General features: G+C 46.6%; 21 protein-coding genes and 1 tRNA gene. 13 read left to right on the forward strand and 9 right to left on the reverse strand.

All coding sequences use genetic code 11. The features are described from left to right. From AAAT87_RS04335 to AAAT87_RS04360, 6 genes are all read left to right on the forward strand, one after another. Nucleotides 1–509, forward strand: a 509-nt coding sequence (locus AAAT87_RS04335; RefSeq protein ID WP_349225742.1) for an ADP-ribosylglycohydrolase family protein, incomplete at its 5' end; no start/stop codon positions are given. Between the two features lie 79 nt (nucleotides 510–588). Further along, nucleotides 589–1989: a CCA tRNA nucleotidyltransferase gene (locus AAAT87_RS04340; protein WP_349225743.1), complete on the forward strand. Its 1401-nt coding sequence runs from the start codon at nucleotides 589–591 to the stop codon at nucleotides 1987–1989. A gap of 285 nt (nucleotides 1990–2274) precedes the next feature. Next, complete coding sequence (locus AAAT87_RS04345) at nucleotides 2275–2424, forward strand: hypothetical protein (RefSeq protein WP_158577332.1); 150 nt, start codon at nucleotides 2275–2277, stop codon at nucleotides 2422–2424. Nucleotides 2425–2631: 207 nt separating this feature from the next. Beyond that, a complete protein-coding gene (locus tag AAAT87_RS04350; protein ID WP_349225744.1) occupies nucleotides 2632–3249 on the forward strand; it encodes a hypothetical protein in 618 nt (205 codons plus the stop codon). Nucleotides 3250–3289: 40 nt separating this feature from the next. Beyond that, entirely contained in the window at nucleotides 3290–3619 is a 330-nt protein-coding gene (locus AAAT87_RS04355; protein ID WP_349225745.1) for a hypothetical protein, read from the forward strand. Then, on the forward strand, nucleotides 3616–5109 hold the full coding sequence (locus AAAT87_RS04360) for a DUF3298 domain-containing protein (protein WP_349225746.1): 1494 nt from the start codon (nucleotides 3616–3618) through the stop codon (nucleotides 5107–5109). Before AAAT87_RS04355 ends, AAAT87_RS04360 begins: the two co-directional genes overlap by 4 nt. A gap of 225 nt (nucleotides 5110–5334) precedes the next feature. On the opposite strand, the gene AAAT87_RS04365 is transcribed toward AAAT87_RS04360, so the two are convergent. The 3 genes from AAAT87_RS04365 to AAAT87_RS04375 form a co-directional block, all read right to left on the reverse strand. Beyond that, the gene (locus AAAT87_RS04365) at nucleotides 5335–5610 is read right to left on the reverse strand and encodes a hypothetical protein (protein WP_349225747.1); all 276 of its coding nucleotides are present in this window, start codon (nucleotides 5608–5610) and stop codon (nucleotides 5335–5337) included. 300 nt (nucleotides 5611–5910) lie between these two features. Beyond that, nucleotides 5911–8427 (reverse strand): ATP-dependent chaperone ClpB, encoded by a 2517-nt coding sequence (clpB, locus tag AAAT87_RS04370; protein WP_298529096.1) that lies wholly within the window; start codon nucleotides 8425–8427, stop codon nucleotides 5911–5913. A gap of 32 nt (nucleotides 8428–8459) precedes the next feature. Continuing rightward, nucleotides 8460–8648: a hypothetical protein gene (locus AAAT87_RS04375; protein WP_349225748.1), complete on the reverse strand. Its 189-nt coding sequence runs from the start codon at nucleotides 8646–8648 to the stop codon at nucleotides 8460–8462. Between the two features lie 151 nt (nucleotides 8649–8799). On the opposite strand from AAAT87_RS04375, the gene AAAT87_RS04380 reads away from it, so the two are divergent. The 6 genes from AAAT87_RS04380 to rodA all read left to right on the forward strand — a co-directional run bounded on the left by AAAT87_RS04380 (nucleotide 8800) and on the right by rodA (nucleotide 15486). Then, nucleotides 8800–9393 (forward strand): IMP cyclohydrolase, encoded by a 594-nt coding sequence (locus AAAT87_RS04380; RefSeq protein ID WP_089544052.1) that lies wholly within the window; start codon nucleotides 8800–8802, stop codon nucleotides 9391–9393. Between the two features lie 112 nt (nucleotides 9394–9505). After that, a complete protein-coding gene (locus tag AAAT87_RS04385) occupies nucleotides 9506–10528 on the forward strand; it encodes a rod shape-determining protein (protein ID WP_006847875.1) in 1023 nt (340 codons plus the stop codon). An 83-nt stretch (nucleotides 10529–10611) separates the two neighbouring features. Further along, nucleotides 10612–11490 (forward strand): rod shape-determining protein MreC, encoded by an 879-nt coding sequence (gene mreC / locus AAAT87_RS04390; RefSeq protein WP_089544051.1) that lies wholly within the window; start codon nucleotides 10612–10614, stop codon nucleotides 11488–11490. 33 nt (nucleotides 11491–11523) lie between these two features. Further along, nucleotides 11524–12024 carry a rod shape-determining protein MreD gene (mreD, locus tag AAAT87_RS04395; protein WP_293462393.1) on the forward strand — a complete coding sequence of 167 codons (501 nt, stop codon included), beginning with the start codon at nucleotides 11524–11526 and terminating at the stop codon, nucleotides 12022–12024. 63 nt (nucleotides 12025–12087) lie between these two features. Beyond that, a complete protein-coding gene (gene mrdA, locus AAAT87_RS04400) occupies nucleotides 12088–13938 on the forward strand; it encodes a penicillin-binding protein 2 (RefSeq protein ID WP_295025223.1) in 1851 nt (616 codons plus the stop codon). A gap of 75 nt (nucleotides 13939–14013) precedes the next feature. Continuing rightward, nucleotides 14014–15486 (forward strand): rod shape-determining protein RodA, encoded by a 1473-nt coding sequence (gene rodA, locus AAAT87_RS04405; RefSeq protein ID WP_089544048.1) that lies wholly within the window; start codon nucleotides 14014–14016, stop codon nucleotides 15484–15486. Between the two features lie 36 nt (nucleotides 15487–15522). Here the strand turns inward: rodA and AAAT87_RS04410 are convergent, their stop codons facing one another. The 4 genes from AAAT87_RS04410 to AAAT87_RS04425 all read right to left on the reverse strand — a co-directional run bounded on the left by AAAT87_RS04410 (nucleotide 15523) and on the right by AAAT87_RS04425 (nucleotide 19525). After that, nucleotides 15523–16005 (reverse strand): gliding motility lipoprotein GldH, encoded by a 483-nt coding sequence (locus tag AAAT87_RS04410; protein ID WP_089544047.1) that lies wholly within the window; start codon nucleotides 16003–16005, stop codon nucleotides 15523–15525. A 2-nt stretch (nucleotides 16006–16007) separates the two neighbouring features. Next, entirely contained in the window at nucleotides 16008–17363 is a 1356-nt protein-coding gene (locus AAAT87_RS04415) for a PSP1 domain-containing protein (protein ID WP_296972693.1), read from the reverse strand. Between the two features lie 79 nt (nucleotides 17364–17442). Continuing rightward, nucleotides 17443–18555: a DNA polymerase III subunit gene (locus AAAT87_RS04420; RefSeq protein WP_349225749.1), complete on the reverse strand. Its 1113-nt coding sequence runs from the start codon at nucleotides 18553–18555 to the stop codon at nucleotides 17443–17445. 13 nt (nucleotides 18556–18568) lie between these two features. After that, entirely contained in the window at nucleotides 18569–19525 is a 957-nt protein-coding gene (locus AAAT87_RS04425; RefSeq protein ID WP_295024038.1) for a methylenetetrahydrofolate reductase, read from the reverse strand. Nucleotides 19526–19665: 140 nt separating this feature from the next. Here AAAT87_RS04425 and xylE point away from each other — a divergent pair, with 140 nt between their 5' ends. Continuing rightward, nucleotides 19666–21126, forward strand: a complete 1461-nt coding sequence (gene xylE, locus AAAT87_RS04430) for a D-xylose transporter XylE (RefSeq protein ID WP_295024040.1) — start codon at nucleotides 19666–19668, stop codon at nucleotides 21124–21126. Between the two features lie 176 nt (nucleotides 21127–21302). Here the strand turns inward: xylE and AAAT87_RS04435 are convergent, their stop codons facing one another. Both AAAT87_RS04435 and AAAT87_RS04440 read right to left on the reverse strand, forming a co-directional pair. Continuing rightward, a complete protein-coding gene (locus tag AAAT87_RS04435) occupies nucleotides 21303–21923 on the reverse strand; it encodes a DUF4840 domain-containing protein (RefSeq protein ID WP_349225750.1) in 621 nt (206 codons plus the stop codon). 255 nt (nucleotides 21924–22178) lie between these two features. Further along, a tRNA-Lys gene (locus tag AAAT87_RS04440) sits at nucleotides 22179–22251 on the reverse strand. Nucleotides 22252–22278 lie beyond the last annotated feature (27 nt).

The raw sequence follows: 22278 nt of genomic DNA on the forward strand, positions 1-22278 counted from the left end.
CCCACCAGCATCCTCTCGGTTGGCTATCATCAGCATTGGAAGCACATGTTATCTACAGAATAGTGCAGAAGGACAGTCCCACAGTGGATGACTTCAAGGATTATTTGTCAGATGGTTACGATATGTTGTTAGCTCTCTATCCAAATGAGACTGCATATATCGCAGAACTTCGAGCTTTGACCGACAAGGCTCTTGGTCTTGTCGATTCGTCTGCATCGGATGTTGAAAACATAGAGACCATCGGTGAAGGCTGGACGGGTGATGAAGCCTTGGCTATGGCAATATATTGTACCGTCAAGTATTTTAACAACTTTGAGCAGGCACTGATTGCCTCTGTAAACCATAGGGGCGACAGCGACTCCACTGGAGCCGTGACTGGCAATATCCTTGGTGCTGTCGTTGGTTATGATGCAATCCCGCAGTCTTTCAAGGACAATCTTGAACTCCACGATGTTGTCTTGCATGTTGCAGATGATCTTTGGAGAGGCAAGACAACAAAGTTTATATAATACAAGGCTCGTTTCTATGTATGTATCTTGTCAAGGCTTACTACTTGAAACAAGCCTATACGTAAAACATTAATATACGATGAAAAAAGGACGATATATACAGATAAAAGACTTTCTTAGAAGACTCATTATCGGTACTGAATGGGAAGGTCACGTATTCACTGTTGGTGGATGTGTAAGAGACGAAATCATGGGCCTGGAGATAAAGGACATTGATATGTGCGTGTCACTCCAAGGCGGTGGTATTCGTTTTGCGGAATGGTTGCGTGATAATGGTTATACAACCAAAGGCGTTACTGTTTATCCTAACTATGGTACGGCCATGCTCCATTTGAATGAGTTCCCTGAGGTAGAACTGGAGTTCGTTCAGACACGCAAAGAAAAGTACTTCGACCACTCTTGCCGTAATCCTGAGACTGCTTTCGGTAGCATCGAGGATGACTGTATGCGTAGAGACCTTACAATTAATGCACTCTATACAAATATCTCAACTGGTGAGATTGTGGACATTACCGGTAAAGGAGTCGATGACATTAAGAACCACATCATACGAACACCTAACGATCCTGATACAATATACGACGATGACCCTCTTCGCATCCTGCGATGTATAAGGTTCGCAAGTCGTTATGGTTGGGAGATTGAGTATGATACATACGAGGGTATGGTTCGCAATGTCAGCCGACTGGAAATTATCACTAAAGAGCGAGTAAAAGATGAGTTCTGCAAGATGCTCACCTGCAAGCACCCTATAATGGCAATGGAACTCCTTCGCAAGATAGGAGCCATGCACTATGTCATCCCGGAACTGGAAGAAACGTACTCAATGACACAGAATGAGTATCACTTCGGCACTGTATGGGAACATACGATGATGGTATTGGAAGGAACAAAAGATGACAATATGATTCTTCGCATATCTGCCCTACTACACGATATCGGAAAGATTCGTGTCTGTACTGAAGAAGACGGCAAGATTCATTTCTTGAAGCATGAATTGAAGAGCGGAGAAATGATAGATGAACTACTTCGTCCTTTGAAATTCAGCAACGAAATCATCAAGGAGGTAACTTTCCTTGTTCGCAACCACATGATTTGCAAAACATGGGGATCTGAATGTGAGTATATGAAGGACAAGAAACTTCGACGACTCCAATACGAGTGTAAGACTGAAGAACGATTCCGTAATCTTATGACTATCATTGATGCTGACAATAATGCTTATGCTGCTGACAAGTGTATGCCTAAACAGGTGGAGTTTATCCTTAGTCGCACAGAGGCAATGAAGGCTGAAGGTTCTGCCATGTTCGGCTACAAGTTGCCACTTACAGGCAAGGAAATAATGGACTTGAAAGGCATCAAACCAGGATCAGCCGTCAAGGAATGTCTGGACTACCTTATGAAAATAGCTTTTGCGAACCCTCTCCGTAAAAAAGAAGAGTTTGTAAAACATCTTCTTGGGTATCGATTGCAGAAGTGATATACGTAAGGTTACGTTCCTACGGGGCAGCATATGACCATAGCGCAATTAGTTAAATAGTAGCCATATAACACTAATAATAAAACTTTATAAAGAAATTTATAGCCGATGAATGTATGTAGAATAAGTTTTAAAAATTGTATTCTTGCCATTTGGAATCAGTTGACAAGAAAGGGTGCATGGCGAAACATTTTTGTCACGCACAATGCCTTTGGGATATTCAGCGAGTATAGCCATATATCTCGTCGTAGTGGAAAACCAAAGATTTCTTATCCGAATAAGAAGGTGGCATTAAGAGCTGCTGAGGCTATGGGTAAAAAGCATGGTGTGCATTTCTCGGTATACAAATGTGCATGGTGCGATGGATGGCATATAGGGAAGAATGCGCAGAATAAAATCAAGTCTGACGCGTTGGAGGATAAACGCCAGCTGTAGTTCTTCTCATGTATATAATAGCAATGAGGGTATTGAAACATTAAATCATGAAGCAAAAACCTTGGATGAAGGAACCATCAGTGGTGAACAGAGGGGATTTTTATATTCTTTGGTGATAGGAATGGTTACTTCAATGCTCTATATCTCATAAACAGACAAAATAACTAACTTAGAAGTTGCGCCCGACACGAATTAGGGTATCGAAATATGAAATTCAAGGTATTTGCTATTTATGCTATGCGGTTTACTGTATGTGTAGCACTTGCATTCTATTGCGTAGGTGTCTATGCTCAGAGAAAAGAAGTTTCCTATTTCAACGATAGTGTTGATATTTGTCCATTAGCAGACAAAGAACTTATAGACTCATGCTATAACCTATTAGATAGAAATATGATGCTGGAAACAGATGGTATATATGGGCAAATAGCCGTTATTGATGCCACAACATCAGAAGTATTAGCATGGGCATCATTGGAGAAACAATTGGATGACGAGTGTGAGGGATGTGGTGACATGATATATGTACCATTCAAAAAGAATATCTGGGCTATCAGTGACACAACAAAGACGAACAATGCCATAGAACTGGCTCTGTCTTTCAAGCAAAGAGGTGTAAAACAGGCAGGTAGATACAATATCCTTCAATACGACTACAATAAAAGATGTTTTGATGAATTTACGTTTGTGGGCTGTTTTCCAGCTGATAACCCAAAATATTCCATCGGTATGGTTGTCATTCGCCCCCATAAGCTTCCGGCAACTGCTGGAATGTTGAGCAAGGAGGTGAACCTACTGATTGAATGGTTGATGACTAGAAAGAAGTAACAATAAAAGTTGTGCCCGACACGGATTAGGGGAAATCGATATGAAGAAAATTAAGATTACAGAGCAAATACATGTTCTCGGAACTACGTTTAAGGATATTTACGAGAATGCTGACTATTCGCATAATGGAATATCCAAGGATGGTGTATATGTAGGGCAGCTCGTGAGACATCATCTTTGGTTTGATGAATGTGATTATCTCAGCGACAATTATTGGTGGCGTTGCTTTGTATTTGCAAAATCAAAAGATGAGGTTGAAAACAAATTGGAAAAGTTGAGAGAACCAGAATTTAGAGAAGATTTAGCTCCAATGATATACTGGGACGACGAATACGATGATATGAAAGTAACAGAGGATATTACATTATGAAAAAACTATTGTTTATAATCCTTATGCTTGCAGTTCTTACTGGCTGTCATGGTTTGCGTATGGGAGTCGGATTAAAAGGGAAAGTCATTGAAGAAGATACCCTTGTCTTGGATGGTGATACGTTCACCATTCAAGAACGAATTGGTGACAGTCTGTTTATCGTTTGGAACTATGAACATTCCGATGAAAAGACACCATGCTACCTTCTAAAGTATGAACGCAACGGTTTCTATTATCCGCAAATCGGAGCATCAGATATTACATCAATTGATAATACGACTGAATATGTTTGTATAGACGAGAAGGATGTTTATGACATTAAGAACAAAAAGGTGTTGTTCGCACCTTCTTGCAATGCTTCAGGACTGTGTTATCTTGGTGAATGGAATGACTTGTTTCTTTTCGCAAGTTCTGATACGCTATGTTTCTCTGATGGGAAATGCTTTGGACTTCAGGATGATGTGTATTGTCAGATATCCAGGAAAAAGGGGCTCTTGACTTTAGTGGCTGGTGCCCAAACGATAGAAGTTCCATTTGGCGACTTATATCATTCGAGAAAGATTGCCGAATCAAAAGATATATCTGTCGAAAGGACGATAAAGGACTATCATATCAAGCCAAGAAACAAGTACGAAAGTATGGATGCCGGTTTTACTGTGGATTTGGAAATTCCTAAGGGTAATACTGGTGCTGACAGGTCAATCCGTGAATGGATGATGACTGCTGTAAGGGATGATGCGTTCTTCCAGTTGGAAAGCAGCAAAGATATTTCTGTAGGCAAGTGTACATCACTTAGGGATATGCTGCATTCGTTGGATGATTATGGCGTGTTGTGGGAGAAGCTCTGTCGGGCAGAGTACCAGATAGAAGATACGTTGGAAGTGAGAATGACTTGCGATATCAAGGTGAAGAAGGTTGTGGATTGTCAAGACTATACCACCTATTACTATAGGGCGAGCCTTTACAATGGGGGCTTTCATGATTTGCCTCGTGAGAATTACATCACATACGACAAGAAGAAAGGTGTATTTGTGGATGTTGGCAACACTGTGAAACCAGCTATGCTGCAACGCTTCCGACATCTGGTTTTGGAGAGTTTGAAGAAAGAATATGATTTCAACTATGAACGGGAAAGTTCATGGGAGTATTTTACCAATAGCATATTCTCCTTCCATTGTCCTATGGTTGATACAAGTGGTATGGATGAGGTGATGCAGTCATTTCTCGTACATAACTACTCCTGTGATGAATGGGCAGGATGGACGGGATACACTGAAAAGGCATTTACCGAAAAGGATTTTCCTCTGACTCATTTCGCAGTACTTCCAGAAGGTATCGTCTTGACCTATCATCCTTATCAAATTGATTGCTTTGCTGCAGGCGAATACCATGCTGTTATCCCTTTCAAGGATGCTAATAAGTGTTTGGTATATGATTATTCCCAGTATGAGGATTTGAAGCCAAAGTTACAAAGATTCATCAAGTGGTAATGAAAAAACAGAAAGAGGAGGGATCCCAAAAACGCAAGAAGTCTGCTGGCATCACTGCCAACAGACTTCACTTTTCACTAAACCGAACCTAAAATTCTATCTTATATTTGAAAATCATGTAAATTCTATGGAAACCTGAATAAGTCTTATTACCTTTAAAAAAACTAACCTAATCTATTCTTTCTTGTATAACGCCTGCAAAATGAACTGTCTTTTCCTATTTTATTATTCAGCAATCGTCTGCTGCTCTGTAGCTGTCTGATCTGCTGTCTGCTGTTCTGTAGTCTCCTTCTGCTCAGTTGTTCCCTGCTGGGTAGAATCCTCTGCTGCAGCCTGTGGCTGAACAGGAGCATCTACTGCCAATGAATCGGAAGGTGCATTTGGAGCTACTGTATCAACAGGAGCAACCTGAGCGTTACTTACCATTTTGCTTGATGCAAAAACGTTGCTTACTGAAACCATAACCAAAGCTGCGATAGCTGCAAACATAAACTTCTTCATAATCTTATCTTTTTTAAATTGTTACTAATTGATGTTACTTATTTGTTTGTGGATTCATTATCGAACCCGCTTATCATAGTCACAATCTGCGTGCCAAAAAGATGAGAAAAATGACTTTGTGTTGATAATCAGGTGTTTATACGTTTTGTGCCAAAAATGAATGGTGTGGAATGTGAGGAAACCATGTGGAAATATTCCCCAAAAAGTTGGGGAATGCATGCATGAAAAAAGGTCCCTTCGAGGATGTTACTCCCCGAAGGAACCTTTTTCATATAATAGGAAATGATAAAAATCTATCTTTTAGAGATTCTTGAACTCGATGCCGTTTGCCTCTGAGTAGTCAATGGTGATTGGCTTCTCGCGACTTACTTTCTCGGCAAGAATCTTCTTGCTCAAATCGTTCAGAACGTAATCCTGGATGGCACGCTTTACTGGGCGGGCACCAAACTCTGGGTCGTAACCTACCTCGGCAAGATAACCGATGGCGGCTGGAGTCCAGCGGAGATCGAAGCCCTGAGGCTCCAACATCTTCTTGGCTCTGTTCATTTGCAACTCCACAACCTTGGCAATCTGATCCTTGGTCAATGGCTGGAAGGTGATGATGTCGTCGATACGGTTCAGGAACTCTGGACGGAAGGTCTTCTTCAACATCTCGCGGCTCGCATTGGAAGTCATGATGATGATGGTGTTCTTGAAGTTGACTACACGACCCTTGTTGTCGGTCAATCGGCCATCGTCCAATACCTGGAGCAGGGTGTTGAAGACATCTGGATGAGCCTTCTCAATCTCATCGAAGAGAACCACACTGTATGGCTTGCGGCGAACAGCCTCGGTCAACTGGCCACCCTCATCGTATCCTACATACCCCGGAGGCGCTCCAATCAAACGGGTGACACTGAACTTTTCCTGATATTCGCTCATATCAATTCGCGTCATCATCGACTCGTCGTTGAAGAGATACTCGGCAAGTGCCTTGGCAAGCTCGGTCTTACCTACACCGGTGGTGCCGAGGAAGATGAAGCTGGCGATAGGACGCTTTGGATCCTGCAAACCGGCACGGCTGCGGCGAACGGCATCACTTACGGCAGTGATTGCCTCGTCCTGACCGATGACTCTCTTGTGGAGTTCCTCCTCCAGATGGAGTAGTTTCTCACGTTCGCTCTGCATCATTCGGCTCACTGGTATTCCGGTCCAGCGGCTTACTACCTCTGCAATATCATCGGCTGTCACCTCTTCACGGATCATTGCCTCACCGCCCTGGGTGCTCTTCAGCTGCTCCTGAATCTTCTTGATATCCTCTTCAAGGGCTACCAGCTTAGAGTAGCGAATCTCGGCTACACGCTCATAATTGCCTTCACGCTCCATGCGCTCAGCCTCGAACTTGAGGTTCTCTATCTCCTGCTTGTCTTGCTGAATTTTGTTAACAAGAGCCTTTTCGCCTTCCCACTTTGCACGGAAGTCGTGCTCCTTATCCTTCAACTCTGCAATCTCCTTGTCGAGCTGCAGAATCTTAGGTTGGTCGTTCTCACGCTTAATTGCCTCACGTTCAATTTCCAACTGCTTCAAGTGGCGGGTGATTTCATCCAGTTCCTCTGGCACGGAGTCACGTTCCATACGGAGCTTGGCTGCGGCTTCATCCATCAGGTCGATGGCCTTATCCGGGAGAAATCTGTCAGAAATATATCTCTCAGATAACTTGACAGCTGCTATGCAGGCATCATCCTGAATACGAACCTTGTGGTGGTTCTCATAACGCTCCTTGATACCACGAAGAATGCTGATGGCATCTACCTCGTCTGGCTCATTCACCATCACAGTCTGGAATCGACGCTCCAGTGCCTTATCCTTCTCGAAGTACTTCTGATACTCGTTGAGGGTAGTGGCACCGATGGCTCTCAGTTCGCCACGAGCCAAGGCAGGCTTCAGAATGTTGGCAGCATCCATGGCACCCTCGCCACCGCCAGCACCTACCAGGGTATGAATCTCATCGATGAAGAGGATAATCTGACCATTGGCATTGGTTACCTCCTTGATGACGCTCTTCAGGCGCTCCTCGAATTCACCCTTGTATTTGGCACCGGCAACCAGTGCACCCATATCGAGCGAATAGAGCTGCTTGTTCTTCAGGTTCTCAGGCACGTCGCCACGAACGATACGCTCTGCAAGTCCCTCAACAATAGCGGTTTTACCTGTACCAGGCTCACCAATCAGAATTGGGTTGTTCTTGGTGCGGCGAGAGAGAATCTGGAGCACACGGCGAATCTCTTCATCACGTCCGATAACCGGGTCGAGCTTGCCGCTGCGAGCCTGTTCAACGAGGTTCTTGGCGTACTTTTCAAGACTCTGATAGTTCTCGTCGGCACTCTGGCTCTTCACGTTCTGGCCCTGTCGCAAAGCCTGGATGGCTGCGGTGAGGTCCTTCTCGTTGGCACCGGCATCCTTGAGGATTCGGGTAGCGGTAGAGTTGCCTTTGAGGATAGCGAGGAGGATAGGCTCCACGCTTACGAATTCATCTCCCATCTTCTTGGCGATGTCCTCGGCGTTGATCAATATCTGGTTGGTATCGCCCGAGAGGTATGGCTGACCAGCACCCTGCACACGAGGCAGGTGCTGCATCTCCTGCTGCAGGAGCATGGCAATCTGGTTGCCGTTCATGCCCAGCTTCTGGAAGATGTAGTTGGTTACATCAGGTGCCTTCTCGATGATACCACTGAGAAGATGCACCGGTTCGATGGTCTGCTGACCATTTCTCTGCGCTATGTTCACAGCGGCCTGCACCGCTTCCTGCGCCTTGATTGTAAATTTGTCGAATGTCATATCTTGATCTCCTTTCTAAATGTTATTTTGTTCTACTTCTTGTTGTCTGGCTTCAGTTCTTCCGGACTTTCAGCCTTGGATGATGCTTCAGCCTTGCTGGCTTCCGGCATCACAATCCGTGGATGCGAATAGCGTGCCCATTGCGTGTTTTTTGGCGTTTTTCTGACATTTTGTCTGTTTTTTCCTTCCTTTTTCCCTATTCGCAGAAAAGCTTCTGTCAAAATGGCTGAACCATTACTTGATTTATCGCAAATATCCTTTAAATAATGTGATAATAGGTATTAAATATTTGTGTATTCCAAATATTCTTTGTATCTTTGCAGCGTTTTTAGAAACCATATTGAATATAAAAAATCGTAATATATAAAGTCAATGGCTGAAACAAAGAAGATCAAGACAGCTTTGGTGTCTGTCTTTCACAAGGATGGCTTGGACGAGTTGCTCGCCAAGTTGAATGAAGAGGGTGTTAAGTTCCTGAGCACAGGTGGTACTCAGAAGTTTATCGAATCTTTGGGTTATGAATGTGAAAAAGTTGAGGATGTCACCACATATCCATCAATCCTCGGTGGTCGTGTGAAGACTCTTCATCCAAAAATATTTGGAGGTATCCTGGCCCGTCGCGACAATGAGGGCGACCAGGAGCAGATGAAGGAGTATGAGATTCCTTCTATCGACCTCGTTATCGTGGATCTCTATCCATTTGAGCAGACTGTAGCCAGCGGCGCCAGCGATGCCGACATCATTGAGAAGATAGATATCGGCGGTATCTCCCTGATCCGTGCCGGTGCCAAGAACTTCAAGGACGTGGTTATCGTTCCTAGCAAGGCTGAGTACAGTGTACTTCTCGACATCCTGAAGAAGAAGGGTGCTGAAACCGACATTGAGGACCGCAAGATGTTCGCAGAGCGTGCATTCGGCGTAAGTTCTCACTATGATACTGCTATCCACGCTTGGTTTGCCAAGTAATAAAGAGGTAAACCTATTCATCTCGCAACTCTTCCCGCTCTTGAAAGCGAGGGCGGGAAGATGACTACAAAGGAAAGATTTTAAGCTTAAAATATTAGATTTACATTAGCAAATGGGATTTTTTTCATTTATTCAGGAAATCGCAATGGACTTGGGTACCGCCAATACCATCATTATCAGTGATGATAAGATTGTAGTGGACGAACCTTCTGTTGTTGCCCTCGACCGCCGCACCGACAAAATGATTGCCGTAGGCGAGAAGGCAAAGATGATGTACGAGAAGACTCATGACAACATCCGTACAATCCGTCCTTTGCGTGATGGCGTTATCGCCGACTTTACTGCCTGCGAGCAGATGATGCGTGGACTTATCAAGATGGTTCATACAGGAAGCCGATTGTTCTCACCTTCACTCCGTATGGTGATTGGTGTACCTTCTGGTTCTACTGAGGTAGAGCTCCGTGCCGTACGCGACTCTGCCGAGCATGCCGACGGTCGCGACGTATATTTGATTTTTGAACCTATGGCTGCTGCTATCGGTATCGGTATCGATGTAGAGGCACCAGAAGGTAACATGATAGTTGATATAGGTGGTGGTAGCACCGAGATTGCAGTCATCTCTCTGGGTGGTATCGTATCCAACAACTCTATCCGTACAGCCGGTGACGATTTGACAGCCGACATCCAGGAGTATATGAGCCGCCAGCACAACGTGAAGGTTTCCGAGCGTATGGCTGAGCGTATCAAGATTCATGTGGGTTCTGCCCTGACAGATCTGGGAGATGAGGCTCCTGAGGACTTCATCGTTCACGGTCCTAACCGTATCACAGCGCTCCCAATGGAGGTGCCTGTATGCTATCAGGAGATTGCTCACTGTCTGGACAAGACTGTAGCCAAGATTGAGAATGCAGTACTCTCAGCTCTCGAGAATACTCCACCAGAGCTTTATGCCGACATCGTGAAGAACGGTATCTGGCTTTCAGGTGGTGGTGCTCTGCTCCGCGGTCTCGACAAGCGACTCCAGGACAAGATCAACATCCCATTCCATATCGCCGAGGATCCATTGCACAGTGTGGCTAAGGGTGCCGGTATCGCATTGAAGAATGTGGATCGTTTCTCATTCCTGATGAGATAATTTCAAGATATTTAAATTCCGCATCTGGACCACTTGTGCCCATTTGCGGAATTTTAATCATATACAGATTCATTTTTTAAAGTATGCACAACCTTTTAGAGTTTTTGCAGAAATACAACCATTGGTTTGTCTTCGTGATTCTGGAGGTGGTGAGCATGGTGCTTCTGTTCCAGTATAACAGCTACCAGGGCAGTGCGTGGTTTTCTACAGCCAATGCCGTGACGGGCAAGATCTATGAATGGGATGCCAACGTGGAGACTTTCTTCTCCCTGACCAAGGTGAACCAGGAGCTTACCCAGCGGAATGCCTATCTGGAGCAGCAGGTGCAGCAGCTGAGCGACAGCCTCTATGGGGTAACCAAGGATAGTGCCATCTATCACCGCGACCAGTTTGCGCTGCTTCAGAATTACCGACTCATCCCTGCCAAGGTGGTGGCCAACAGCCTGGACAAGCCGGACAACCTGATTACCATCGACAAGGGTAGCGCTGATGGCATCCATAAGGATATGGGTGTGATAAGCGGTACAGGAGTGGTGGGCATCGTGTATCTCGTGGCTCAGCATTACAGCATCGTGATACCAGTGCTCAACGTGAAGTCGAATATCAGTTGTACCATCCAGGGCAGAGGCTATTTCGGCTATCTGCGATGGAAGGGTGGCGTTTCGGAACTGGCATATCTGGAAGAGGTGCCACGCCATGCCCACTTCAAGCTGGGTGACTACGTAGTAACGAGTGGCTATTCGGCTGTGTTCCCTCCGGGAGTAAGAGTGGGCAAGATTCTGCACGTGTTTAATTCTGCTGATGGATTGTCGTATAGAGTACAGTTGAGACTTTCTACCGACTTTGCCCGTCTGCGTGATGTCTGCGTCATCGATGATGCCGTGATGAAGGAACGCCTTCAGATTATGCGTGCTGCACAGGATAGTATCATGCCCGACGGCAATGCCAAAGGTAAAAATTAAAAGATCATAGTAAGAGGAGATATATAAGTAGCAATGAGTATAGATTTGATAAAACGACTCGGCATCTTCGTGGTGCTCGTGCTGGTGCAGGGATTGGTGTTCAACCATATCCACTTGTTCAACTGCGCCACCCCCTTGCTGTATATTTTCATGGTGCTCCATTTCCGCAGAAACCATCCACGCTGGTCGGTGATGCTGTGGAGCTTCATGATGGGACTTTGTATCGACGTGTTTGCCAATACGCCGGGAGTAGCTGCAGCTTCGATGACCTTCATCGGACTGCTTCAGCCTTATCTTTTCGAACTCTTCGTGCCAAGAGACAGTGCCGACGACCTGGAGCCGTCTATGCGCACCATCGGTGTCGGTTCGTATGTTCTCTACACGTTGGTTATCGTACTCGTTTATAATCTGGTATTCTTTACTCTGGAGACCTTCAATTTCTTCAATTGGATGGAGTGGCTCCTCCGCATCGGTGGCGGTACAGCCATCACGATGCTCCTCATCATGGCATTGGAGAGCTTCCGCAAGGGATAGGACCTTGCTGGAAGACAGAGAACAGTAAAAGATCAAACAAAAAATTTCAGCTATATATATAATATGGTGGATTACAATCTTGATAAGCGTAAGTATGTGATTGGTGGTGTGGCTATAGCAATTGTAGTCATATACGCCATTCGTCTCTTTACGCTTCAGATTATGAGTGAGGATTATAAGAAGAATGCCGATTCCAATGCCTTCCTGAAGCAGATTGAGTTCCCTTCGCGTGGCGCCATCTACGACAGAAACGGCAAGCTGATGGTGTATAATTCGCCTTCCTATGATATCATGGTGGTGATGAAGGAGCAGGAGGGACGTCTGGATACGATGGACTTCTGCAACTCCCTGGGCATTACCAAGGAGGCTTTCGAGAAGCGAATGGAGACCATCAAGGACAGAAACAAGAATCCCGGATACTCGCGATATACCCAGCAGCTCTTCATGAGTCAGCTTTCTGACAAGGACTTCAGCGTCTTCCAGGAGAAGATGTTCCGGTTCCCTGGTTTCTATGTGCAGAAGCGAAGTGTGAGAGAATATGTCTATCCATACGCTGCCCATGTACTGGGAGATGTGGGTGAGGTTTCGCCAAGCGATATAGAGGAGGATGACTACTATCAGCCGGGTGACTATATCGGTAAGCTGGGACTGGAGAAGCATTTCGAGAAGGAGCTTCGAGGTACCAAGGGCGTGAAGATTATGCTTCGCGATGCCCGCGGAAGAATACAGGGAAGCTATCAGAACGGAAAACTCGACCAGCGGCCTGTTGCCGGTAAGGACCTGACGCTGGGTATCGATGTCAACCTTCAGGCTCTGGGCGAAAGACTGCTGCAGGGCAAGATTGGAAGTATCGTGGCCATCGACCCAAGAGACGGGTCGGTGCTGGCGATGGTTTCTTCTCCTACCTATGATCCGCGCCGACTGGTGGGTAAGAATAGAGGAAAGATGCACAAGTGGCTCTCGCAGAACCCTTGGAAACCGCTCCTGAATCGTAGTATCATGGGACAGTATCCTCCGGGTTCTACCTTCAAGACTTCCCAGGCGCTGACCTATCTTACCGAGGGAATCATCACTCCGGGCACAGCCTTCCCATGTAATCACGGTTTCTCTTACAAGGGTCTGCATGTGGGATGTCATGGTCACCCGTCGCCTATTGAGCTGGTAGATGCCATCAGTACCTCCTGCAACGGTTACTTCTGCTGGGGACTTTATTATATGATAGGCAACAAGAAGAAGTATGGCTCGGTGCAGGAGGCAATGACCGTATGGAAAGACTATATGGTGAGTATGGGATTCGGCTATAAGCTGGGCATCGATCTGCCGGGCGAGAAGCGAGGTCTGATTCCAAATGCACAGTTCTATGACAAGGCCTACAAGGGTTCCTGGAACGGACTTACCATCATCAGTATCTCTATCGGACAGGGTGAGGTGAACCTCACTCCTCTGCAGATTGCCAATCTGGGTGCCACCATCGCCAACCGAGGCTATTACTATGTGCCTCACGTAGTGCGTAAGGTGCAGGGCGAACCGCTCGATACGCTTTATACCCGCCGTCATTACACCAAGGCTTCGAAGCGAGCCTATGACTATGTGGTGGCTGGTATGAGAAGTTCGGCACTGAAGGGTACCTGTAAGATGCTCTCCCGTTACGACTTCGAGGCTTGCGGCAAGACCGGTACGGCTCAGAACCGTGGTCACGACCACTCTGTATTCATGGGCTTTGCTCCGATGAACAATCCGAGAATCGCCATCGCCGTGTATGTGGAGAATGGTGGATGGGGTGCCGACTATGGTGTGCCTATCGGTGGTTTGATGATGGAGCAGTATCTGAAGGGAAAGCTTTCTCCTGCTTCTGAAAGTCAGGCGGCACAGATGCAGGCCCGAAGAATTGCCTACGGTTCTAGTAGCAGATAATATACTGAAGTTTCAAATCAAAACTGCAGTTTCTATCCTGAGACTGCAGTTTCAATTTATTGAATAATAAAGACAATGGCTCAATCAGATAATAAACAACCAGCTGGTATTCTCCGTTCGCTCGACTGGTGGACCATCGGCATCTATCTGGCATTGCTCTGCTTCGGCTGGATCAGTGTCTGCGGTGCCAGTTATACCTATGGCGACAACGATATCTTCAGTCTGGGTGCCCGTTCGGGTATGCAGATTATATGGATAGGTACCTCCATTGCGCTGGGCTTCGTCATCCTGATGATGGACGACCGTTTTTTCGATACCTTCGCCTACGTGATCTATGCCGTGCTGATATTGCTGCTTTTTGCCACGATCTTCAATCCGCATAGCATCAAGGGTTCGCACTCCTGGCTGGTGCTGGGACCGCTGCGACTGCAGCCTGCCGAGTTCGGTAAGTTTGCTACGGCGCTGGCTGTGGCAAAGTTTATGTGCAGCTATGGATTCAATATCCATAAGATGAAGCATTTCATGGCGGCTATGGGCATCATCATTTTGCCTATGATATGTATCGTGGGACAGCGCGAGACGGGTTCGGCATTGGTATATTCCGCCTTTTTCCTGATGCTTTACCGCGAGGGAATGCCGGGTGCCATCCTCTTTACCGGAGTCTCGATGGTGGTTTACTTTGTGGTGGGTATCAAGTACGAGAACGTGACGATGTGGGATACCTACACCTCGGTGGGAAAATTCACGGTGCTGCTGCTGGTGCAGATCTTCACGGCAGGACTGGTGAACAGCTATACGGGCAACAGGAAGCATGCTCTCATCATCCTGTGCTACTCGGTGGGCATCACGCTCATCTTTGCACTCTTCTCCACCTACATCATTCCGTTTGACATCGTATGGGTGCAGCTGCTGCTCTGTGCGGTGATGATTGGATTCCTGGTGTATCACGGTCTGAGGACCCGCTTCCGCAACTATTTCCTGATTTCGATATTCGCAATGGGAAGTATTGCCTTCTTCTACAGTGCCGATTACGTGCTGAACAACGTGATGGAACCTCACCAGCGAGTGCGTATCAACGTGCTGCTGGGATTGGACGAAGATCTGGCTGGTGCCGGATATAATGTGCATCAGAGTGAGATAGCCATCGGTTCGGGTGGCTTGCAGGGAAAGGGATTCCTGAACGGAACCCAGACCAAGCTGAAGTTCGTGCCTGAGCAGGATACCGACTTCATCTTCTGTACGGTAGGAGAGGAGGAAGGATTCCTGGGTTCGGCAGGCGTGCTGCTGCTCTTCTTGATGTTGATATTGAGATTGATACATCTGGCGGAGCGACAACCTTTCAAGTTCGGACGAATATACGGCTACTGTGTGCTTTCGGTATTCCTGTTCCACCTATTTATTAATGTGGGAATGGTGCTGGGACTGACGCCGGTAATCGGCATTCCGCTTCCGTTCTTCAGTTATGGAGGTAGTTCGCTCTGGGGCTTTACCATCCTGCTTTTCATCTTCCTGCGTATTGATGCCGGAAGAAACCTGGTAAGAAGCTAGATTTTACAGCATAAAAAATGACCAGTGAGATACGTCTCATTGGTCATTTTTCGTTATTTTCACTCCGATGTCGCTTACACCCGGAAGAATTTCTCGCTTCATATCATGGCGGATGGCGATATGGATGGAATCGCCTCTGTTTATCTTATAGATATTGATAGGGAAGTTGTACTGATAGTAGCTGATGCCCTGTCCCTTGTTCTCGCCATGCTGGTTGATGAGCTGGCAGAGTAGGGTATCAGTCTTCTCGATACGCTTGCCCTTGTTGGCAGGGTAGATGGTCTGGTTCACGATGAGTGTCAATGCCGTAAACGGATAGGCACCTGTGGTTCTCAGACCCAGGCTCTGCCGGTAATAGCCGGTGGCAGCCATCGGAGGGATTTCGAACGATAGGGTATCGTTCTTCTCCCATCCTGCAATCGGCGTGTGGGCATATTCATCATATACCTTGGCATGATTGCAAGCGCTGAAGGCTATGGTTGCCACCAGTATGAAAACGAAATGAATCAGTCTTTTCATTTTTACTTCTTGTCCTCCTGTGGCTTGTTATTTTCGCCCTGCTGAGGCTTGTTATTCTCGCCCTGCTGAGGCTTGTTGTTGCTTGCCTGCTTTGGCTTGTTGTTATTGCCCTGCTGAGGTCTGTTTCCCTGCTGGCGAGGTCCCTTGTTTCTATTATCCCTGTTGCGGTTGTTACCGTTTGGCTGGCGGTTCTCGTTCTTTTCTGGACGGTTGCCGTTTGGCTGACGGTTATCTCCCTTTTCAGGGCGATTTGCATTGCGGTTCTTATTCTTCTTCTTTTTCTTCGCCTTATCAAATCGGCTGAGATCAGACTCATTGAGCAGATCGATGCTCTTGGAAGTTTCCTTCATCTTGCCATTCTCCATCAGGCTGAGCGGTTTCTCGCCCTGTTTATTCATCTCAATGATTTCCTTGGCACGTTCTGCTGTGATGGTTTCCAGGTTGGAAGCCAAGTTCTTGTCAGAAGAGTAGGTGATGAGTCCGGCAAGGATATCTACCTTGAACTGATGGAACTCGCCGTCGGCAGTCTGAAGCACGGCATCCTTAGGTGGCATCTTTCGGCTTGCCTCTACATAGTTATCTACCTCGTAGTTGAGGCAGCACTTCAGTTTGGCGCACATGCCAGCCAACTTCTGAGGGTTGAGCGAGATGTCCTGGTAGCGTGCAGCATTGGTGCTCACACTTACGAAGTTCTTCATCCAGGTAGCGCAGCAGAGCTCTCTGCCGCAAGGACCGGTACCGCCGATACGGCCAGCCTCCTGACGTGCACCAATCTGCTTCATCTCGATACGGACATGGAAGGTATCGGCAAGTACCTTGATGAGCTGGCGGAAATCTACACGCTCATCAGCGATATAGTAGAAGATGGCCTTGTTGCCATCGCCCTGATACTCCACGTCGCCGATTTTCATCTTCAGACCCAGGTCCTTGGCTATCTGACGGCTCTGGATCATGGTGTCGTGTTCGCGGCTCTTGGCTTCCTTTGCCTTGTCGAGGTCCACCTGCTTGGCAAGTCGGTAGATTCGCTTGATGTCATCCTGCGACTTGAGATTTGCCTTCTTGATCTGCAGTTTTACCAGTCGGCCGGTTAATGTTACTACACCCACGTCGTGACCCGGGTTAGCCTCTACAGCCACGATGTCGCCCTTCTTGAGGTCGAGGTTGTTAACATTGTGATAATATCCCTTTCGGGTATTTTTAAATTGCACTTCCACCAGGTCGGTGCTCTCAGCGTTTCCTGGCACGTCGGCTAGCCAGTCGTATGTGTTGAGCTGTCGGTCCTGTCGTCCCACAGCCTTGCAGCATAGACCTCTATCGCAGCCATTCCACATTTTGAATTTCATATTTTTATAATCCACGATGTATTCTATTTATTGATTCACGATGTTTTCTATTTATTGATTAATATATATTGCCCTTTCGGGGGATGTATTTCCTTTATTTTCTGATGAGCAGAACGATATTCTTCAGCGCCAGGTCGAAGAACACGATTTTCGGGTTGGCATTCTGGGCGATGAATCGCTTGCTTTCCTCGAAGAGATTGGAGATGTCGATGATATTCGCCTCGTTGATGAATCGGGCGAAGTTCCTGGCGAAATTCTCCTCCTCCTGTGTCATATAATTGAGTTCCGGCTGGCGGAAATTATACATGAAACTCTCGCGTAGCATGTGCATGAAGTAATCGAGCATTCGCTTCTGCTTCTCTCTGCCGAAGGTGGCAACCACCTCGCTCCACTTCTTCAAATCGTGGATGTTGCGCATATAGGAGAGGCGCATCAGCATGATGAACATATCCAGATGCTGGCGGTTTTCATTGCCAGAGTCCAGCTCCTCCAATGCATGGTTCCAGTTGCCGTTGGCGATTCGGGCGATGCGGTGGGCTGCTTCTGCATCCAGCGCTCTTCTTTCTATGAGCGCTTTCTCCACCTCGGAAGTTTCAATCTTTTTCAGGTCGATACGCTGTGCACGGCTTCTGATGGTTTCGAGCAGAAGTTCCGGCTGTTCGCTTACCAGGAGGAAGAGTGTCTGATGAGGCGGCTCTTCCAGCAGTTTCAATATCTTGTTGGCACTCGTGAGGTTCATACGCTCCGGCAACCATATCAGACTGATCTTGTATCCGCCTTGACTCGACATCATGCTCAGTTCTCTCGAAAGATTGTCGGTCTCATCGGCGGTGATGATTGCCTGCTTGTTGAAGTCGGCATCAGTCTTGCCCATGCGCTGCATCCAGTCGCTGATCAGCACATACGGACCTTCCTGGAGGAGCATCTCACGCCATTCTTTCTTAAAGTCGAGACTTACGGGCGTATGGTCGCCGCTCATCTCGGATGTCTTGATTGTAGGGAAGGTGAAGTGCAGGTCGGGATGCTCCCATTTTCTCAACATCGGGGAATCGCCCAGTAGATAGCTGGCAAAAGCCAGCGCCACTGCCAGCTTTCCACAACCTTGTGGACCGCAGAACATCAGTGCATGAGGCACACGATTCTCCTGAACCATCTCCATCAGACGGTTCCATATATCTTGCTGACCTATCACTTCACTATTTAACATTTAACATTGAACTTTAAAATAAAATTTTAGCTATCTGTTTCACGCTATCCACCGCCGAAACGGTGAAGAAATGGATATGATTGTATCCGTGATTGAAGAGATCTTTCACCTGGGCAGTCGTCCACTCGATACCGAGTGCCTTGGCATCTTCATCGCTCTTGCACTTCAAAACCTCCTGCGCCAGAGCTTCCGGGATGTCGCAATGGAAGGTCTTTGGTACCATGGTGAGCTGACTCAGCTTGGCGAATGGCTTCAGCGCCGGAACGATAGGGATGGTGATGCCCATCTGGCGAGCCTTCTCAACGAAAGCATAGAATTTCTCGTTGTCGTAGAAGAGCTGGGTGATGGCATAGTCAGCGCCCAACTGCTGCTTCTCCAGGAGATGCTGCATATCCATCTCCAGATTGGGAGCCTCTTCGTGCTTCTCCGGATAGCAGGCTACGCCACAGCAGAATTTATCACCCGGATGCTTGATCGGGGTGCCGTCGAAGAAGAAACCGTCGTTAAACTGGTTTACTTGCTTCAGCAGGTCGGTGGCATTGGAATGACCGTTTTCTGTTGGAGTAAACTGTCGGTCTTCCTTCGCCTTGTCACCTCTCAGCACAAGGATATTGCTGATGCCCAGAAACTGGAGATCGAGCAATTCGTATTCGATGTCTTCCTTCGTGGCACCGCTACAGATGATGTGAGGGATGACAGGGATGTCGTACTTGTTCTGGATTGCGCCTGCGATGGCAACGGTGCCAGGGCGGCGACGCACACGCTGACGAGTGAGGAGACCGTTTTCCAGTTCCTTGTAAACATACTCGCTGTGGTGTGTGGTAATGTTGATAAACCGTGGACCGAAGTCCTTGAGGCTGTCGATGGTGCGGAAGAGAGCCGCAGTGCCATTACCCTTGAGAGGTGGCAAAACCTCGAAAGAGAAGCCTCTTTTGTCGCCCTTTTGATGTAAGAATTCTGCGATGTTCATATTACGTAATATCTATGTGCTCTTATTTTGGTTGCAAATTTACAAAAAAAATAGGGGAAATGTGCAGATTATGCGTATTATTTTAAAATAAACAGATAAAAATATAAAAATAAACAAATAAAAAAATAACCTAAAGTAAAATGGAACATCAACAAACGGGCTCTAAGGCCTATCTTTTCTCGATTGTGATGGTCGCCGTATTGGGTGGCTTGCTTTTCGGTTACGATACCGCAGTGATATCAGGTGCCGAGAAGGGTTTGCAGGCATTCTTCAAGGGTGCCGGTGATTTCGAATACACCGATGTGATGCACGGATTCACTTCTTCCAGTGCGCTGATCGGCTGTATCATCGGTAGTTCGCTTTCCGGTCTTTTCGCCAGCAGGCTGGGTCGCAAGCGCTCGCTCATCTTTGCGGGTGTCTGCTTCTTCCTCTCTGCCTGGGGATCCATGGAACCGGAATCTTATCTCCTGCCTCAGGGACATGCCGACTGGACGTTGCTGGTGGTATTCAACTTCTATCGTGTGCTGGGTGGTATCGGTGTAGGTATGGCTTCAGCCATCTGTCCGATGTATATCGGCGAAATCGCTCCGAGCAATATGCGCGGTATGTTGGTGAGCTGCAATCAGTTTGCCATCATCTTCGGTCAGCTGGTGGTTTACTTCGTCAATTTCATCATTATGGGTCCCCATGCCAATCCTATCTATGATGCTGCGGGTGCCATCGCCAATATGGTGGATGCGCAGTGGACCATCGAGACGGGCTGGAGATATATGTTTGGTAGCGAGATGGTTCCGGCAGGACTGTTCACTTTCCTGATCTGCTTCGTACCTGAGACTCCTCGTTATCTCGTGATGATCGGACAGGATGAGAAGGCATACGGCGTGCTTGCCAAGATTAATGGTTCAGAGAAGGCACGCGAGATTATCCACGATATCAGGAATACGGTGACCGTGAAGACCGAGAAGCTCTTCTCCTATGGCTTTATGTGTATCTTTGTGGGCGTGATGCTTTCTGTATTCCAGCAGGCAGTGGGTATCAATGCGGTGCTCTATTATGCGCCTCGTATCTTCCAGGATATGGGAATGGGTAATCCGATGGTTCAGACCGTCATCATGGGTATTGTGAATATTTCGTTTACGCTGGTTGCCGTCTTTACGGTAGAGAAGCTGGGTCGCAAGCCATTGCTTATCTTTGGTTCCATCGGCATGGCAGCAGGAGCCTTGGGCGTAGCCTTGACCTTTGGAAATGAAGCCTTGAGTACGGTTACCATGCTGAGTATCATGGTATATAGTGCCAGCTTTATGTTCTCATGGGGACCTATTGCCTGGGTGCTTATCGCCGAGCTTTTCCCGAATACCATCCGTGGTGCGGCTGTGGCGATTGCCGTAGCTTTCCAGTGGATATTCAACTTCATCGTCAGCTCTACCTTTGTACCGATGTTCAATATGCACCTTACTCCGGGCGATGATTTCGGTCATTGGTTTACCTATGGTCTGTATGGTGCCATCTGTATCGTTGCAGCCATCTTCGTATGGAAGCTGGTACCTGAAACCAAGGGCAAGAGCTTGGAGGATATGAGCAAGCTCTGGAAGAAAGATTAGGATACTGAAATATAGGATAAAAAAGTAAGGCGCGATAGCAGGATAGCTATTGCGCCTTTTTATGTAGTTTTCACGCTGAGTGATAAATTCAGACCATATATTTGTAAGTTGTTTGTATTTAAAAGAGTATTAACTTAATTTCTTGAATTTGAATTAGAATCACAGGGAGATTCTTTTTATTTCTTGAATGTCAGAACCATGATGTATGGAACAGAACCGTATGTACCTACAGCTGTCTTAAATGCATCATTCACAATTTCATTGCCATTATAGATAGCGCCTGGTGTGAGATAGAGCAGGAAGTTCTTCTTGGTTTTGTCTAATCCTGCAGCAGCATATCCATTGCCAGCATAGAATATCATAGTATAATTGTTGTTCTGCTCATCCTTGAAAGTGATGTTGTTTGTTGCTGTATAGAAGAAAGGGGTTGTTGCGTCCATAGAGTAAAGCTTTCCAGACAAAGTCTGATTTGGTACTTCTGAAATCAACTTGCTGTATTTCTCGTTCTTCACATACTTAGCCAACAACTTAACAGGGAAGTTGCTGATGTAGTACGTACTGTCTGATGGATTGATAGAGATGCTGGTAACAATACTGTCCTTCTCCAGGATATTGTTGTTTTTATCAGCAGGGAAGAGGATACCGCACAGGTGAGAACCGCCTACGGTCAGCATCATGTTATAGGCTTCCTGCTTGGTTGGAAGCTGCATACCGTTGTCACCGTCAGTATTACAAGAGGTGAATGACATAGCTGCAAAGAGTACAGCCAGGATTGAGAATAATGTAATTTTCTTCATTGTTTTATGAAATTGTATTTTGTTATTGTTATCTTATGAAATTTTATTTTATTCTAATTTTTTGTTTCTATGTGGGAATCTTTCCGGCACCTTTTGGTATCCGAGGGCATTTTTGCCCTACATTCCATTATATAAAACGCAGAAAAGCAAGAATCTTGCATCTGTTTTTAGTTAATGAGAGTTAAAAGAATCCACCTCCCCGAACCATATACGAAAAAAGGACTTTCCGTTAAGGGAAGTCCTTTTCTGAGACTGTGACTCGCATGGGGCTCGAACCCATGACCCCAACATTAAAAGTGTTGTGCTCTACCTGCTGAGCTAGCGAGTCAATCTCTAACTTTATGTTCAAAAGCGA

Origin of the sequence: Segatella sinensis, assembly GCF_040095255.1 — a bacterium.
Taxonomy (GTDB): Bacteria; Bacteroidota; Bacteroidia; order Bacteroidales; family Bacteroidaceae; genus Prevotella; species Prevotella sinensis.

Bases quoted from the DNA above. Each gene is read 5' to 3' on its own strand.
- mreD (WP_293462393.1), top strand. From the start codon at position 11,524: ATGAGTATAGATTTGATAAAACGACTCGGCATCTTCGTGGTGCTCGTG.
- AAAT87_RS04380 (WP_089544052.1), top strand. From the start codon at position 8,800: ATGGCTGAAACAAAGAAGATCAAGACAGCTTTGGTGTCTGTCTTTCAC.
- mrdA (WP_295025223.1), top strand. From the start codon at position 12,088: ATGGTGGATTACAATCTTGATAAGCGTAAGTATGTGATTGGTGGTGTG.
- AAAT87_RS04410 (WP_089544047.1), bottom strand. From the start codon at position 16,005: ATGAAAAGACTGATTCATTTCGTTTTCATACTGGTGGCAACCATAGCC.
- AAAT87_RS04420 (WP_349225749.1), bottom strand. From the start codon at position 18,555: ATGTTAAATAGTGAAGTGATAGGTCAGCAAGATATATGGAACCGTCTG.
- xylE (WP_295024040.1), top strand. From the start codon at position 19,666: ATGGAACATCAACAAACGGGCTCTAAGGCCTATCTTTTCTCGATTGTG.
- AAAT87_RS04350 (WP_349225744.1), top strand. From the start codon at position 2,632: ATGAAATTCAAGGTATTTGCTATTTATGCTATGCGGTTTACTGTATGT.
- AAAT87_RS04340 (WP_349225743.1), top strand. From the start codon at position 589: ATGAAAAAAGGACGATATATACAGATAAAAGACTTTCTTAGAAGACTC.
- clpB (WP_298529096.1), bottom strand. From the start codon at position 8,427: ATGACATTCGACAAATTTACAATCAAGGCGCAGGAAGCGGTGCAGGCC.
- AAAT87_RS04355 (WP_349225745.1), top strand. From the start codon at position 3,290: ATGAAGAAAATTAAGATTACAGAGCAAATACATGTTCTCGGAACTACG.
- AAAT87_RS04365 (WP_349225747.1), bottom strand. From the start codon at position 5,610: ATGAAGAAGTTTATGTTTGCAGCTATCGCAGCTTTGGTTATGGTTTCA.
- mreC (WP_089544051.1), top strand. From the start codon at position 10,612: ATGCACAACCTTTTAGAGTTTTTGCAGAAATACAACCATTGGTTTGTC.
- AAAT87_RS04385 (WP_006847875.1), top strand. From the start codon at position 9,506: ATGGGATTTTTTTCATTTATTCAGGAAATCGCAATGGACTTGGGTACC.
- AAAT87_RS04435 (WP_349225750.1), bottom strand. From the start codon at position 21,923: ATGAAGAAAATTACATTATTCTCAATCCTGGCTGTACTCTTTGCAGCT.
- AAAT87_RS04425 (WP_295024038.1), bottom strand. From the start codon at position 19,525: ATGAACATCGCAGAATTCTTACATCAAAAGGGCGACAAAAGAGGCTTC.
- rodA (WP_089544048.1), top strand. From the start codon at position 14,014: ATGGCTCAATCAGATAATAAACAACCAGCTGGTATTCTCCGTTCGCTC.
- AAAT87_RS04360 (WP_349225746.1), top strand. From the start codon at position 3,616: ATGAAAAAACTATTGTTTATAATCCTTATGCTTGCAGTTCTTACTGGC.